14 protein-coding genes and 1 pseudogene are annotated in these 14732 nt (G+C 72.5%); 14 read left to right on the top strand and 1 reads right to left on the bottom strand.

Features of this window, described 5'->3' with window-relative positions; genetic code table 11:
- Positions 1-51: 51 nt before the first annotated feature.
- The 9 genes from MVA48_RS06000 to MVA48_RS05960 all read left to right on the top strand — a co-directional run bounded on the left by MVA48_RS06000 (position 52) and on the right by MVA48_RS05960 (position 6530).
- Complete coding sequence (locus tag MVA48_RS06000; RefSeq protein ID WP_246986832.1) at positions 52-711, top strand: cell division protein FtsQ/DivIB; 660 nt, start codon at positions 52-54, stop codon at positions 709-711.
- Positions 712-1083: 372 nt separating this feature from the next.
- On the top strand, positions 1084-2262 hold the full coding sequence (gene ftsZ, locus MVA48_RS05995) for a cell division protein FtsZ (protein WP_246986830.1): 1179 nt from the start codon (positions 1084-1086) through the stop codon (positions 2260-2262).
- The gene (locus MVA48_RS05990) at positions 2244-2426 is read left to right on the top strand and encodes a hypothetical protein (protein ID WP_246986828.1); all 183 of its coding nucleotides are present in this window, start codon (positions 2244-2246) and stop codon (positions 2424-2426) included. The genes ftsZ and MVA48_RS05990 overlap by 19 nt, the downstream gene beginning before the upstream one ends.
- Before the next feature lie 125 nt (positions 2427-2551).
- On the top strand, positions 2552-3277 hold the full coding sequence (pgeF, locus tag MVA48_RS05985; protein WP_246986826.1) for a peptidoglycan editing factor PgeF: 726 nt from the start codon (positions 2552-2554) through the stop codon (positions 3275-3277).
- The gene (locus tag MVA48_RS05980) at positions 3274-3990 is read left to right on the top strand and encodes a YggS family pyridoxal phosphate-dependent enzyme (protein ID WP_246986824.1); all 717 of its coding nucleotides are present in this window, start codon (positions 3274-3276) and stop codon (positions 3988-3990) included. Before pgeF ends, MVA48_RS05980 begins: the two co-directional genes overlap by 4 nt.
- An 82-nt stretch (positions 3991-4072) precedes the next feature.
- On the top strand, positions 4073-4759 hold the full coding sequence (locus MVA48_RS23730) for a cell division protein SepF (protein WP_305852292.1): 687 nt from the start codon (positions 4073-4075) through the stop codon (positions 4757-4759).
- A gap of 46 nt (positions 4760-4805) precedes the next feature.
- Positions 4806-5102: a YggT family protein gene (locus tag MVA48_RS05970; protein ID WP_246986817.1), complete on the top strand. Its 297-nt coding sequence runs from the start codon at positions 4806-4808 to the stop codon at positions 5100-5102.
- 93 nt (positions 5103-5195) lie between these two features.
- On the top strand, positions 5196-5921 hold the full coding sequence (gene wag31, locus MVA48_RS05965) for a DivIVA-like cell division protein Wag31 (protein ID WP_246986815.1): 726 nt from the start codon (positions 5196-5198) through the stop codon (positions 5919-5921).
- Between the two features lie 66 nt (positions 5922-5987).
- Positions 5988-6530 (top strand): hypothetical protein, encoded by a 543-nt coding sequence (locus MVA48_RS05960; RefSeq protein ID WP_246986813.1) that lies wholly within the window; start codon positions 5988-5990, stop codon positions 6528-6530.
- Positions 6531-6538: 8 nt separating this feature from the next.
- Here the strand turns inward: MVA48_RS05960 and ileS are convergent, their stop codons facing one another.
- Positions 6539-9694 (bottom strand): isoleucine--tRNA ligase, encoded by a 3156-nt coding sequence (gene ileS / locus MVA48_RS05955; protein ID WP_246986811.1) that lies wholly within the window; start codon positions 9692-9694, stop codon positions 6539-6541.
- 87 nt (positions 9695-9781) lie between these two features.
- Here ileS and MVA48_RS05950 point away from each other — a divergent pair, with 87 nt between their 5' ends.
- The 5 genes and pseudogenes from MVA48_RS05950 (at position 9782) to MVA48_RS05935 (ending at position 14654) form a co-directional block, all read left to right on the top strand.
- Positions 9782-11293 carry a potassium/proton antiporter gene (locus tag MVA48_RS05950; protein ID WP_246986808.1) on the top strand — a complete coding sequence of 504 codons (1512 nt, stop codon included), beginning with the start codon at positions 9782-9784 and terminating at the stop codon, positions 11291-11293.
- A gap of 25 nt (positions 11294-11318) precedes the next feature.
- Entirely contained in the window at positions 11319-11927 is a 609-nt protein-coding gene (locus tag MVA48_RS05945; protein WP_246986806.1) for a hypothetical protein, read from the top strand.
- A 191-nt stretch (positions 11928-12118) separates the two neighbouring features.
- Entirely contained in the window at positions 12119-13264 is a 1146-nt protein-coding gene (locus MVA48_RS05940) for an ABC transporter ATP-binding protein (RefSeq protein WP_246986803.1), read from the top strand.
- Between the two features lie 80 nt (positions 13265-13344).
- Positions 13345-13917, top strand: a pseudogene (locus tag MVA48_RS23995) (ABC transporter substrate-binding protein); the annotation flags it as partial.
- Positions 13917-14654, top strand: coding sequence for an ABC transporter substrate-binding protein (locus MVA48_RS05935; protein WP_246986801.1), 738 nt, complete (start codon positions 13917-13919; stop codon positions 14652-14654). The pseudogene MVA48_RS23995 and the gene MVA48_RS05935, both read left to right, overlap by 1 nt.
- The last annotated feature ends 78 nt before the right edge of the window (positions 14655-14732 follow it).

Raw genomic sequence — 14732 nt, 5'->3', positions numbered from 1 at the left:
CGCCCGCCGGCCGGGCGGCGGGCGCGCGTCCGTCGCCGGGCCGTTCGTCTGGTGCTCGCCCTCGTCGCGCTGGGAGCGGTGCTCTGGCTGCTGTTCGCCGGTCCGCTGCTCGCCGTCCGCTCGATCCAGGTGGACGGCCTGCGGTCGCTGCCGGCCGACCAGGTGCGCGAGGCGGCCGGTGTGGAGCGGGGGACCCCGCTGCTGCGCCTCGACGTCGACGCAGCCGAGGCACGCGTCGCGCGCCTTCCGCAGGTCGCCTCGGTCGAGGTGACCCGCGGCTGGCCGGACAGCGTGGTGATCACCGTGGTGGAGCGGGTGCCGGTCGCCATCGTCGGCCCGCCGGGGGAGCGCTCCCTGATGGATGCCGACGGCGTGCTGTTCGACCTCGTCACCGGCGAGCCCCCGACAGGGGTCGTGCCGCTCGACGTGGCCGACCCCCGGCCCGGCGATCCGGCCACGACGGCCGCGCTGGCGGCGGTCAGCGCCCTGCCGGTCGACGTGCGCGAGGGTGTGGCGGGTGCCGCGGCGACGAGCCCGGAGGCCATCACCTTGACGCTGACCGACGGGACCGTCGTCCAGTGGGGCGACGCCGGCCGGTCCGATGCCAAGGCCGCCGTGCTCGGAGCGCTGATCGAACAGCTCGCGTCGGGCGCGCTGGAGCCGGCCACGACGATCGACGTGAGCACTCCGCAGGCCGTCGTCCTCCGCTGAGCCCGCCCGGCGCGGCACCGTCGCGGACGGTGTCCCCGTGCCTCCGGACGGCTGTCGCACCGGGTTGCGACGGACACGCCGACCTCCGCGACACGCCCGACACGCAACATCTCTTTTCGGCGTTCCCGGCGTCGGCGCGTCCGCAGGTCTGCACCCCGGCGTGAGACGTTCACGGGGCGGGTCGTCACACCTCGTGGTTCTCATGTGACCAACGGGTCCTCAGAGGTTGGTGCGATCCGCGTCCACCGACACGCCGGTCCCCGGAGGGTGTTTGTAGCGCCCTCCCGACCCACCTAACTTCGTCCGCGTCGACCGAGTTGACATAACTGTAAGCCTGTACTTGAGGATGAGGGTCCAGTTGGGGAGCGCCGCATGACACCTCCGCACAACTATCTAGCGGTCATCAAGGTCGTCGGCATCGGCGGCGGCGGGGTGAACGCGGTCAATCGCATGATCGAGGTCGGACTCAAGGGGGTCGAGTTCATCGCGATCAACACCGACGCGCAGGCGCTGCTGATGAGCGACGCCGACGTCAAGCTCGACGTGGGACGCGAGCTCACCCGCGGGCTGGGTGCCGGAGCGCAGCCGGACGTCGGCCGGCAGGCCGCCGAGGACCACCGGGAGGAGATCGAGGAGGTCCTCAAGGGGGCCGACATGGTCTTCGTGACCGCGGGCGAGGGGGGTGGCACCGGTACCGGTGGCGCGCCCGTCGTGGCCTCGATCGCGCGCAAGCTCGGCGCCCTGACCATCGGCGTGGTCACCCGCCCGTTCGCCTTCGAGGGCAAGCGGCGCGCGGTCCAGGCCGAATCGGGGATCGAGGAGCTGCGCAACGAGTGCGACACGCTGATCGTGATCCCGAACGACCGGCTGCTGCAGCTGGGCGACCGCAACGTCAGCGTCATGGACGCCTTCCGCACCGCCGACCAGGTGCTGCTCTCCGGTGTCCAGGGCATCACCGACCTGATCACCACCCCCGGCCTGATCAACCTGGACTTCGCCGACGTCAAGTCGGTCATGTCCGGCGCGGGCTCGGCCCTGATGGGCATCGGCAGCGCCCGCGGTGACAACCGCGCGCTCCTGGCGGCCGAGCAGGCCATCGCCAGCCCGCTGCTGGAAGCCTCGATGGAGGGCGCCCACGGCGTGCTGCTGTCGATCTCCGGCGGCTCGGACCTCGGCCTGTTCGAGATCAACGAGGCCGCCTCGCTGGTGTCCGACGCGGCGCACGCCGACGCCAACATCATCTTCGGCGCCGTCATCGACGACGCCCTGGGTGACGAGGTGCGCGTGACGGTCATCGCGGCCGGCTTCGACAGCGGCCGGCCCAGTTCCCGCAAGGACGGCGCGGCCGCGGCGGTGCCGGGTGCCTCGTCCGCGGCTCCCGCCGGTCTGCCGCCCTATCGGCGCCCCATGACGCCCTCGGGCGTCCAGGGGGCGGGGAGCGGCTGGTGGTGCCGCAGGCACAGTCGGCCCAGTCCGCCGCGGCCGCGCCGGCCGCGCCGGCGCAGGCGACGGGCAACAGCGTCTCCGGGCCCGTGGGGCGCACGCCGGTGAACGGGGGCGGTGCGCCCGTCGGTGGCGGGACGAGCGGGGTCAACGGTGGGGGCATCACGGTGCCGCCGCTGCCGCCCATCCCCGGTCCGGTCGCCGGCCGTCGTCCGCTGTCGAACGAGGACTTCGAGGAGGAGCTCGACATCCCGGAGTTCCTCAAGGGCTGACGTCGCCCCTGTTCGATCAGGGGACCTGATCACGGCGGGTCCTCCCTCACGGTCGACCGTGAGGGAGGACCCGTTCTCGTGAGGTAGGACGACGAGCGACCGTGGCCGATCGCGAGAATGGCGTCATGCTGACTGCGGCAGTCCGACCCCGCAGGGTCGTCACCGATCGGCGGGGCGGCCGGTCCGCGTCCCCCTACGACACGTTCAACCTGGGCGACCACGTCGGTGACGAACCGACCGCCGTCGCGGCCAACCGCGCCCGCGTCGCGCGGGAGCTGGCCCTGGGCGAGGAACGGCTGGTCTGGATGAACCAGGTCCACGGCACCGGTGTCGCGGTGGTGGACGGGCCGCAGGACGGCCCGGTGCCGGCGACCGACGCGCTGGTCACGCGCACTCGGGGTCTCGTCCTCTGCGTGCTCGTGGCCGACTGCGTGCCGATCCTCCTGGCGGACCCCGTCGCCGGCGTGGTCGCCGCGGTCCACGCGGGACGGGAAGGCGTGCGGCGGGGGATCGTCCCGGCCGCGCTCTCGGCCATGGCGAGCCTCGGCGCCCGCGCGCGGAACGTCACCGCGCTGCTGGGCCCCGCGGTCTGCGGTCAGTGCTACGAGGTCCCCGAGCCGATGCAGCGCGACGTCGAGCGGGTGGCGCCGGGTTCCGCCGTCCCGACGCGGGCCGGTACGGCGGGCCTGGACCTGCGGGCCGGCGTCGCCGAGATCCTCCGCCGGGCGGGGATCGACGAGGTGGTGCAGGACCCGCGGTGCACGGTCGAGGACCCGCTCCTGTTCTCGCACCGCCGCGACGGCGTCACCGGTCGCCAGGCCGGCCTGGTCTGGCTGGAGGACGACCGGTGAACCTGGCAGCGAACCTGCGGGCGGTCCGGTCCCGGATCGACGCCGCCGCCCGCGCCGCCGGCCGCGAGCCCTCGTCGGTCGCCCTGCTCGCCATCAGCAAGACGTGGTCGGCCGAGGACGTCCGTTCCCTCGCCGCTCTGGGTCAGCGTGAGTTCGGTGAGAACCGGGCCCAGGAACTGCTCGACAAGAGCCGGCACCTCGAGGACGTCGACCTGCGCTGGCACTTCGTCGGTCAACTGCAGCGCAACAAGGCGGCCGCGGTGGCCAGGCTCGGCGCGGTGGTGCACTCGGTGGACCGGGAGTCGCTGGTCCACGTGCTCGACCGGACCGGCCAGCAGGCCGGCCGTCCGGTCGAGGTCTTCGTCCAGGTGGACCTCGGGGGACCGGCCGGCGAGCTCGGCGCCCGGGGAGGCGCCGCGGCCGACGACGTGCCGGCACTGGCCGACCTGGTCGCCGATGCATCCGGCCTGGCCCTCCGCGGCCTGATGGCCGTCGCCCCGCGTGGCGCCGACCCCGTGCCGGCCTTCGAGCGCCTGGCCGACCTCGCCGGACGCGTGCGGGCCGATCATCCGGAGGCAGTCGACCTGTCCGCCGGCATGAGCGGCGACCTCGAGGCGGCCATCGCATGTGGTGCGACGGTCGTGCGTGTCGGAACCGCGTTGTTCGGGAGCCGCGCCCTACCCTCCGGAAGACCACAGGAGTCACACCGGTAACAGAGGCCACGGGAGACCCCCGGAACCTTGACGACTGTCGTGCATACGCGACGCTGAGGACGCCAGCAGAGGGGGAGGTCCGATGGCTGGAGCCATGCGGAGAATGGGCATCTATCTGGGACTCGTCGAGGACGACGATCCCCGCGCCTACGGCCGGTACGACTCGCGGCAGTCCGACCACCCGGACGACCGGCGCTACGGCCGGTACCCGGGCGACGACTACGACACCCGCTACGACGGTGACTACGGTCCCGCCGGGTACGCCGAGGACGACCTCGAGGTCGAGCCGCCCGTCCGCGAGCCCGACCCGTTGCCCGTCCGGCGGGCCGGGACCGCTCGCCCGATCGGTCTGGCGCCGGCCGGGGGTGCCCCGTCGAGGGTCAGCTCGCTGGGCGGCGGCAGCGCTCCGGTCGGCGCGTCGGCCGCGGGGCTCGCCGTCCGCGAGCCCGTCGTGGCCGCCGCGGAGCCGGCCCCTGCGCCCGTACCGCAGCCGTACAAGATCACCACGCTGCACCCGCGCAACTACAACGAGGCCAGGACCATCGGGGAGCGGTTCCGCGACGGCATGCCGGTGATCATGAACCTCACCGAGATGGACGACTCCGACGCGAAGCGCCTCGTCGACTTCGCTGCGGGTCTGTCCTTCGGGCTGCGCGGTAGTATCGAGCGCGTCACGGCCAAGGTGTTCCTGCTCAGCCCGCAGAACGTCGACGTGACGGCCGAGGACAAGGCGCGGATCCGCGAGAGCGGTTTCTTCAACCAGTCCTGAGGCCTAGCCCACCCGGCACGCGCGGTGCCCCGAACGAACGAGGACTGTGGCTCTCTTCTGGTCGATCGTGTCGTCGGTGCTTCTCGTCTTCCTCGTGCTGCTGTTCGCGCGGTTCGTCGTCGACTGGGTGATGGTGCTGGCGCGCAGCTGGCGTCCGTCCGGACTGGTCGCGGCGGGTCTCGAGGTCGTCTACTCGACCACAGACCCCCCGCTGAAGGCCATCCGGAAAGTCATCCCACCTCTGAACCTGGGGTCCATCCGACTGGACCTCGGGTTTATGGTGCTGCTGATCGCCGTGCTGATCCTCCGCAGCATCACGACCGGGCTCGCCGTCCGTTCATGACCCACGCCTGCGGGATCAGAGCCGCAGGACGGGTGCGCTCCTCCGCGCCCTGTCCACCTACGTCCCTGTTCCCGTCCGACCCGAGGTGACCCGATGCCACTGACGCCTGCCGACGTGCACAACGTCGTCTTCAAGAAGCCGCCCATCGGCAAGCGGGGCTACGACGAGGACGAGGTGGACGCGTTCCTCGACGTCGTGGAGGCCGAACTGGCCCGCCTCATCGAGGAGAACAACGAGCTGCGCGCGAGCCGTGGCAGCGCTGCGCGCACGGAGGAGCCGGCGCCGGCACCCGTGGCCGCCCAGGTCGCCGCTCCGCCGCCCGCGCCGGCGCAGCAGCCACGGGAGGACGACAGCGCCCGCGCCTCCCGCATGCTGGCGCTGGCCACCGAGACCGCCGACCGCTACGTCAACGAGGCCAAGACGCAGGCCGAGCAGATGCTCACCGGCGCCAAGACCAACAGCGACCGTCTGATGGCCGAGGCACGCTCCAAGAGCGAGCAGCTGGTCACGGAGGCCAAGCACCGCGCCGACACGATGCTCGGCGACGCCCGCACGCGGGCCGAGACGATGGAGCGCGAGGCCCGCGCCAAGGCTGCCGCCCTCGACCAGGACGCGGAACGCCGGCACGTCGAGGTCATGGGCACCCTCGAGGAGAAGCGCAGCAGCCTGGAGCGCAAGATCGAGGAGCTGCGGACCTTCGAGCGCGAGTACCGGACCAGGCTTCGCTCCTACCTCGAGTCGCACCTGCGCGACCTGGACAGCCGCGGCTCGGCCGAGCCCGCGGCGGCCAACCGGCAGAACCAGCACGCCTCCGCATAGTCACGACGGCCCCGCAGGGGCCCGCGCCGAGCCGGGGGAAGGCCGCCCTTCCTCTACAGTCGCAGCGTGATCTTGGCAGCGGCGCTGATGGTGCTCGTGGGTGTCGGCCTGTTCGTCGGCGGAGTGCTGACCGGCGTCGACACGTTGTACTGGGCGTGCGTGGTCGCCTGCCTGATCGCCGCCGGCCTGCTGGTCGCCGCCCGCCGGCGGATGACCGCCGCCGACCGCCCGTCGGGGGAGGCGGCGAGCGTGACGACCGCCCCCGCCGGGTCACTCCCGGAGGTGACGGGCGGTGCCACCGCGGCGAGGGCCCCCAGCGCACCGCCCCCCGCCCCGGAGACCGCGCCCGAGGAGCTTCCCGACCCCCCGGTCGAGGAGGTGGAGGTCACCGACCTGCTGCTCGTCGTCGACCTCAAGGACGAGGTGCTCGTCGTCGACGAGCACCCGCGCTACCACGTCGAGGGCTGCGCCCACCTCCGCGGACGGACGCCGATCCCGCTGCCGATGGACGAGGCGCGCACCGACGGCTTCACCCCGTGCGCCGACTGCGCGCCCGACCGGACGATGGCCGAGCGCGTGCGCGACAGGAAGGCGGCCGGAAGCGGCTGACCCTCGGCTCAGGCCCGGGCGATCCAGAACCGCGAGCCGGACGGGCCCTCGACGCCCGGACCGTCCCCGGCGGCGCCCGGGTGCACGGTGGTCGCCAGCACCTCGGCGGCGAGCTGCTCGGCGTGCTCCTCGACGGCCTGTGCGACCGCGCCGTCGCCGGTCCACCAGAGCTCGATGCGGTCGCTGACCTCCAGTCCGCTGTTCTTGCGCGCCTCCTGGAGCAGCCGGACGACCTCGCGGACCAGGCCGGCCCGCTCCAGCTCCGGGGTCAGCGCGAGGTCCAGCGCGACGGTCAGGCCGCCGCCGCTGGCGACGGTCCAACCCTCGCGCGGGGTCTCGGTGACGATCAGATCGCCCTCCTCGAGGCGCACCGGCGCGCCCTCCACCTCGACGGTCGCCGTACCGGCCCGGTAGGCGGCGGTCAGCCCGGCCGGATCGGCGGCGGCGACGGCCCTCGCCACCGCCTGCACCTGCTTGCCCAGACGCCGGCCGACGGCGCGGAAGTCCACCTTCACGCTGACGTCGACCAGCTCGCCGCCGACGGCTCCGGACAGCTCCACGAGCTCGACCACGTTCAGCTCGTCGGCGACCTCGGCGACCAGGTCCCGGGGCAGCGCGGCCCAGCCGGGCGCGGCGACGACGGCGCGGGCCAGCGGCTGCCGGGTGCGCACCTTCGCCGAGGTCCGTGCCGAGCGGCCCAGCTCGACCAGGCGCCGGACGAGCTCCACCTGGGCGACGAGCTCGTCGTCCCGGGCGTCCTCGTCGACCGTGGGCCACGAGGCGAGGTGCACCGAGTCGACCGCGTTCCCGAGGCCCGGTGCGACGGCGCGCGCCCACACCTCCTCGGTGACGAAGGGAGTGAACGGCGCCATCAGCCTGGTCAGCCCGTCGAGCACCTCGTGCAGGGTGGCCAGCGCCGCGGGATCGCCGTCCCAGAAGCGGCGCCGCGACCGGCGCACGTACCAGTTGGACAGGTCGTCGACGAAGCCGGCGAGCAACCGGCCGGCGCCCTGGGTGTCGAAGTCCTCCAACGCCGCCGTGACGCCCTCGGTGACGGCGGCCAGCTCGGCCAGCGCCCACCGGTCCAGCAGCGGGCGGTCGGCCCGCGCAGGGGCCGGCGACGTGGCCGGGTCCCAGCCGTTGGTGTCGGCGTACAGGGTGAAGAAGCTCGCGGTGTTCCAGTAGGTGAGCAGCACCTTCCGGACGACCTCGGAGAGCGTCTCGTGCCCCACCCGACGCGCCGACCACGGTGACCCGCCCGCGAGCATGAACCAGCGGACGGCGTCGGCGCCGTGCCGGTCCATCAGCGGGATCGGCTCGAGGATGTTGCCCAGGTGCTTGCTCATCTTGCGGCCGTCCTCGGCGAGGATGTGGCCCAGGCACAGCACGTTCTCGTAGGAGCTCCGCTCGAAGACCAGCGTGCCGACGGCCATCAACGTGTAGAACCAGCCGCGGGTCTGGTCGATCGCCTCGCAGATGAACTGCGCCGGGTAGGACGCCTCGAACTCCGCCCTGTTGCGGTGCGGCGCGCCCCACTGGGCGAACGGCATCGAGCCGGAGTCGTACCAGGCGTCGATGACCTGGCGGACCCGCCGGTAGGTGCCCTCCTCGCCCGCCAGCGTGAACGTCACGTCGTCGATGAACGGCCGGTGGGGGTCGAGACCGGACAGGTCGCGCCCGGTCAGCTCCGACAGCTCCGCGAGCGACCCGACGGCGATCATCCGGCTCGGGTCGGCGTCGTTGCGCCAGATCGGCAGGGGAGTGCCCCAGTACCGGTCGCGGGACAGCGCCCAGTCGACGTTGTTGTTCAGCCAGTCGCCGTAGCGGCCGGTCTTGATGCTCTCCGGGTACCAGTTGGTCTTCTCGTTCTCGGCGATCAACTGCTGCTTGATCTGGCTGGTCCGGATGTACCAGGACGGCTGCGCGTAGTACATGAGCGGCGTGTGGCACCGCCAGCAGTGCGGATAGCTGTGCTCGTAGCGCTGCTCGCGCAACAGCACGCCCCGCGTCGACAGGTCCTCGACCAGCGCCGGGTTGGCCGCCTGGAAGAAGTGGCCGCCCACCAGCGCGATGTCGGGCAGGAAGTGCCCGGTCGGGTCGATCGGGACGACGACCGGCAGGCCGTAGGCGCGGCACACCGCGAGGTCCTCCGCGCCGAAGGCGGGGGACTGGTGCACCAGCCCGGTGCCGTCCTCGGTGGTCACGTACTCGGCGAGCACCACGTAGTGGGCCGGCTCGGGGAACTCCACCAGCTCGAACGGCCGCTGGTAGGTGACGCGCTCCCAGTCGCGTCCGGTCGTCCGCGCCAGCACCTCGACGTCGTCGCCCAGGACGGCGCCCAGCAGCGGCTCGGCGACCACGAACGTGCCCTGACCGGTACGGGCCACGACGTAGGTGACGTCGGGGTGGACGGCGACGGCGGTATTCGACGGCAGCGTCCACGGGGTCGTCGTCCAGACGAGCAGGTCGGCCCTGCCGGCCCACTCGCCGCTGGTGACCGGCAGCCGGACGTACACCGACGGGTCGGTGATCGTCTCGTACCCCTGGGCGACCTCGTGGTCGGAGAGCCCGGTGCCACAGCGGGGGCAGTAGGGCGCCACGCGGTGGTCCTCGACGAGCAGACCCCTGTCGAAGATCTGCTTGAGCGACCACCACACGCTCTCGATGTAGGCGGGGTCCATCGTCCAGTAGGCGGTGGACATGTCGACCCAGTAGCCCATGCGACGGGTGAGCTCGGAGAACGAGTCGACGTGCCGCTCGACCGACTCGCGGCAGCGGGCGTTGAACTCGGCGATGCCGTAGCGCTCGATGTCGGGCTTGCCCGCGAAGCCGAGCTCCTGCTCGACGGCGATCTCGACGGGGAGCCCGTGGCAGTCCCAGCCGGCACGGCGGGGGACGTGCCACCCCTGCATCGTCTTGAACCGGGGGAACACGTCCTTGAAGGCACGCGCCTCGATGTGGTGGGTGCCGGGCCGGCCGTTGGCGGTGGGCGGGCCCTCGTAGAACACCCACTGGGGGCGGTCCTTCGACCCCTCCAGCGTCCGGTCGAAGACCTTGTCGGCCTCCCACCGCTGCAGGATCTCGTGCTCCAGGGCGGGCAGATCGACCTGGGGCGGCAGCGCGGCGAACGGGCCGGAGGCGGAAGGGGAACTCACGGTGTCCATTCTCCCCGAACCGCCTCACCACTTCGTGCGCCGCCCTCCGGAGGCCGCGCGGGCCGTACGGAAGACTGCCCCCGTGGGGGGCGCGCGGTGAACACGACGGTCACCGTCGCGCTGGCCATCGGGGCCGCGGTGGTCCTCGTCGCGGCGGTGGCGCTCCGCCTCGCCGACCGGCTGGGGCTGCCCAGCCTGCTGCTCTACCTGGCCCTGGGCCTCGCGCTCGGCGAGAGCGGGCTCGGCATCGACTTCGAGGACGCCGAGCTGACCCAGACCCTCGGGGTCGCGGCCCTCGTCATCATCCTGGCCGAGGGCGGTCTGACGACCCGCTGGGCCGACGTCCGCCGCGCCATCGGCCCAGGACTCGCGCTCGCGACGGTCGGGGTGGTCGTGAGCGTGGCGGTCACCGCCGCCATCACCGTCCTCGTCCTCGACGTCTCGTGGGGTTTCGCCCTCCTCCTCGCGGCGGTCATCGGCTCCACGGACGCCGCCGCGGTCTTCGCGACCCTGCGCCGCCTGCCGCTTCCCCGCCGGCTGGCCGCGGCCATCGAGGCCGAGAGCGGCCTGAACGACGCCCCGGCGATCCTGCTGGTGACGACGCTGGCCGCCTACCTGACCGACGTCGACGACGCGGCCTGGTGGTCCGTGGTCCTCCAGGTGGTGGCCCAGCTGCTCGGCGGAGCGGTGGTCGGGATCGCGGTCGGGTTCGCCGGCGCCGAACTGCTGCGGCGGGTCGCGCTCCCGCTCGCCGGTTTCTACCCCCTGGCCATGCTGGCGCTGTGCGTGCTCGCCTTCTCCACGGCCACGCTGGTCACGGCGTCGGGCATCGTCGCGGTGTACCTGTGCGGCCTGGTGCTCGGCAACGCCGCGCTGCCCCACCGGTCGGCGAGCATCGGATTCGCCGAGGGCATGGCGTCACTGGCCCAGATCGGTCTGTTCGTGCTGCTCGGACTGCTCGCCTCGCCGTCCCGGCTGCTCGACGCCTTGGGCCCCGCCCTCGTCGTGGGCGGCGCACTGCTGCTCGTCGCCCGGCCCCTCTCGGTGGTGAGCTGCCTCGTGTGGTTCCGCTGGCCGTGGGCGCAGCAGGCCTTCGTCTCGTGGGCGGGGCTGCGCGGGGCGGTGCCGATCGTCCTCGCCACGTTCCCCCTCACCGCCGACGTGCCGGGCGCCGGGCGGATCTTCGACACGGTGTTCGTGCTGGTCGTCGTCTTCACCCTGGTCCAGGGCTGGTCGCTGCCGTGGGTGGCGCGGAAGCTGCGCATCGCCGCTCCGGTGGTCCCGCGGGACGTCGAGGTGGAGTCGGCCCCGCTGGAGGAGCTCGACGCGGAACTGATGCAGCTCACGGTGCCCCCCGGCTCGCGGCTGCACGGTGTCTACCTGCCGGAGCTGCGGTTGCCCGAGGACGCCGCGGTGGTGCTCATCGTCCGTGAGGGCCGGTCCTTCGTGCCGGACCGGAGCACCCGCCTGATGCGCGGCGACCAGGCCCTGCTCGTGTCGGCCCGCCGGTCCCGGCCGGAGGCCGAACGGCGACTCCGAGCGGTCAGCCGGGCCGGCCGGCTGGCCAGCTGGCGAGGGGAGACAGGGGCCGCCAGCGGGGCCGACTGAACGCCGCCGGGTGCACCATGAGCGCATGTCGGGGCCGCCGGTGGGGGAGCTGCTCGAGAGCGGCACGCAGGCGTCACGCCCGGCGCGGTGGTGGGGGACCGTGCCCGCCACGGGGCGGCGGCTGCTCGCCGTCCTCGCGGTCGCGGTGCTGCTCACGGCGGCGGGCCTGTGGGGCAGGGACCTGCTGGCCGAGCGGGAGCTCCGGCAGCGGGTCGCCCTCACCGCCTCCGTGGCCGTGGTGAGCTCGTCGACCTCACCGCCCGGCGGTTCCGTGCGGTGGTTCCTGAGCGTCCGCAACGACGGCCCCCGGGCGGTCGCGGTCACCTCGGTCACGGGCGGCGGCGGCCGGCTGCGCCTGGGGACGGCGCTCGCCACCGACGTGCCGGTCCCGCCGGGCGGCTCGGCGGACGTGCCGGTCTCGGTCCGGCTCACGTGCGCCGCCGGAGGGACGCCGGACCCGCTGCGGGCCGACATCGCCGTCCGCCGGGAGGACGGTGAGGACGCGCGCCGACGGGTGGAGGTCGGCTCGGCCCACCTGGTCGATGACGTCGCGGACACCCTCTGCGGCGTGCGTCCCGCGCTGCGGGACCACGAGCTGTCCGGCCCCGTCCTGGGCACCGGACCGCCGGGCTGACGCTCCCGAACGGAGCCGCCCGGTAACCGCTGGATAACGGAAGCGACCGGTTGAGCCCCCTCGTATGGCGTCGGTCACAAGGGCGTGCCATCGTTCCGGGTGGACGCGACGCGGCGGCCCGGCGACCTGCGGATTCGCAGGTCGGGCGCGTGCGACCGTCCGCGACGAGCCTTCAGCGGAGAGGACGCCTCATGGCCGGCATCACCTACGACAGCGTGACGATCCAGTACCCCGGCGCCGAGCGCCCCTCGGTCACCGACCTGGACCTCGACATCGCCGACGGCGAGTTCCTCGTCCTGGTCGGCCCGTCCGGGTGCGGCAAGTCCACCACGCTGCGCGCCCTCGCCGGGCTGGAGAACGTCACCGGCGGCAGCATCCGGATCGGCGACAGGGACGTCACCCACCTGCCGCCCAAGGAGCGCGACATCGCGATGGTCTTCCAGAACTACGCGCTGTACCCGCACATGACGGTCGCCGACAACATGGGCTTCGCACTCAAGATCGCCGGCATGAAGAAGGAGGAGATCCGCTCCCGCGTCGAGGAGGCCGCGAAGACCCTCGACCTGACCCAGTACCTCGAGCGCAAGCCCAAGGCGCTGTCCGGTGGGCAGCGGCAGCGCGTCGCCATGGGCCGCGCGATCGTCCGCAACCCGCAGGCGTTCCTCATGGACGAACCGCTGTCGAACCTGGACGCCAAGCTGCGGGTGCAGACCCGTACGGAGATCGCGGCGCTGCAGCGCCGGCTCGGCGTCACCACCGTGTACGTCACCCACGACCAGGTCGAGGCCATGACCATGGGTGACCGGGTGTGCGTGCTCAAGGACGGGTTCCTGATGCAGGTCGACACCCCGCGCAACCTCTACGACAAGCCGGACAACGTCTTCGTCGCGGGCTTCATCGGCTCCCCGGCCATGAACCTGGTCGACGTCGACCTCGCGCCGGACGGCGCCCACCTGGGCGACCGCACCCTGCCGCTGTCGCGCGAGGTGATGGCCGAGCTCGAGGCCGACAAGTGCACCAAGGCGACGATCGGCTTCCGGCCCGAGGCGGTCCGGCTCGTCGGCGAGGGTGAGGGCTTCCCGTTCGAGGTGGTCGTCGTCGAGGAGCTGGGCTCGGACGCCTACGCCTACGGCACCCTGCACACCTCGCGCAGCTCCGCGGGCGACAAGCTGCTGACCCTGCGGGTCGACGCCAAGAAGGTGCCCATGAAGGGCGAGACGGTCCACCTGCAGATCAACCCGGCCGAGGCGCACGTGTTCTCCGCGGAGACCGGCCGTCGCGTCTCCGGCGGGGCTGCTCGCGCGACCGCCGGCGGCGCCACCCGCGCCACCGCCTGACCCCCTTGCACCAACCCGGCCGTCGTCCTCCGACGTCCGGGTCCTTCCCCTCGACCGAGCCAGTGTCCGAAGGAGTGCACATGCGCAGCAGATCGAGCTTCACGACAGCCGCCGTCCTTGGCGCCACCGCCGTCCTCGCCTCCGGGTGCCTCAGCGAGGGAGGAGGAGGCGGCGGCGGCGGCAGCTCGAACACCAGCGACACCATCGAGGTCATGTACGCCTTCGCCGGTGGCCAGGAGGAGGGGTTCAAAGCCGAGGTCGACGCCTGGGCCGAGGAGAACGGCTACAACGTCAACTACGCACAGACCGGCAACTTCAACCAGCTGATCAACACCCGCGTCCAGGGCAACGACGCGCCCGACGTGGCGCTCTTCCCCCAGCCCGGGATCATGACCGACATGGCCGAGCGCGGCCTGCTGGCCGACCTGTCCGACGTCGTCGACTCGGGCGAGCTCGAGCAGCACGTCCAGGGCGTGCTGGAGACCGGTCAGGTCGACGGCACCCAGTACGCGGTGCCGATGAGCATCAACGTCAAGAGCATCGTCTTCTACGACCAGGCCAACTGGGAGGCCGCCGGGTACGAGATCCCGGAGACCTTCGAGGAACTCCAGACGCTGACCGACGAGATCGCCGCGTCGGGGACGGCGCCCTGGTGCTTCGGCATCGAGTCGGAGGCGGCCACCGGCTGGCGGCCACCGACTGGCTGGAGAACATCATCCTGGTCCAGAACGGCGAGGAGTTCTACAACCAGTGGGTCAACCACGAGGTGCCCTTCGACGCCCCTGAGGTCCAGCAGGCGATGGAGACGATGGAGTCCCTCCTGCTCGCCGAGGGCCACGTCAACGGCGGCCGCCAGTCGATCGCGAGCAACAACTTCGGCACCGCTGCGTTCCCGGTGTTCGACCAGCCGCCAGGCTGCTACATGTACCGGCAGGGCAACTTCGTCGCCCAGGAAGGCGTGCTGCCCGACGAGATCATCGCGGACATCGACAACATCGTCGGCGTGTTCCCGGTGCCGGGGGAGTCGCCCGACGAGCGGCCGGTGCTCGGTGGCGGTGACCTGGCGGGCATCTTCTCGGCGGACAACGAGGCCGCCCAGGAGCTGGTCCGGTTCCTCGCGTCCAGCGACTTCGGGACGCTCGAGTACGGCGCGAGCGGAAACTGGATCTCGCCGCGCACCGACTTCGACGTCAGCCTGTACCCGACCGAGATCTGGCGGGAGATCGCCGAGATCGCCTACAGCTCGACCGCCTTCGTGTTCGACGGCTCCGACCAGATGCCCGGTGAGGTCGGGTCCGGGTCCTTCTGGCGCGAGATGGTCGCCTGGATCAGCGGTGGTCAGGAGATCTCCGCGACGCTGGAGAACATCGAGAGCAGCTGGCCGGCCTGACCTCGGCCGGTCCGAGGGGTGCCGGGCGGCCCAGCTGCCCGGCACCCCTGCACACCCCATCCCCGTGTCACCACCCGC

Source organism: Blastococcus sp. PRF04-17 (assembly GCF_023016265.1).
Taxonomy (GTDB): Bacteria; Actinomycetota; Actinomycetes; order Mycobacteriales; family Geodermatophilaceae; genus Blastococcus_B.
The sequence above is the reverse complement of the archived record's forward strand: the minus strand, read 5'-3'. Positions and strand labels throughout refer to the sequence as shown.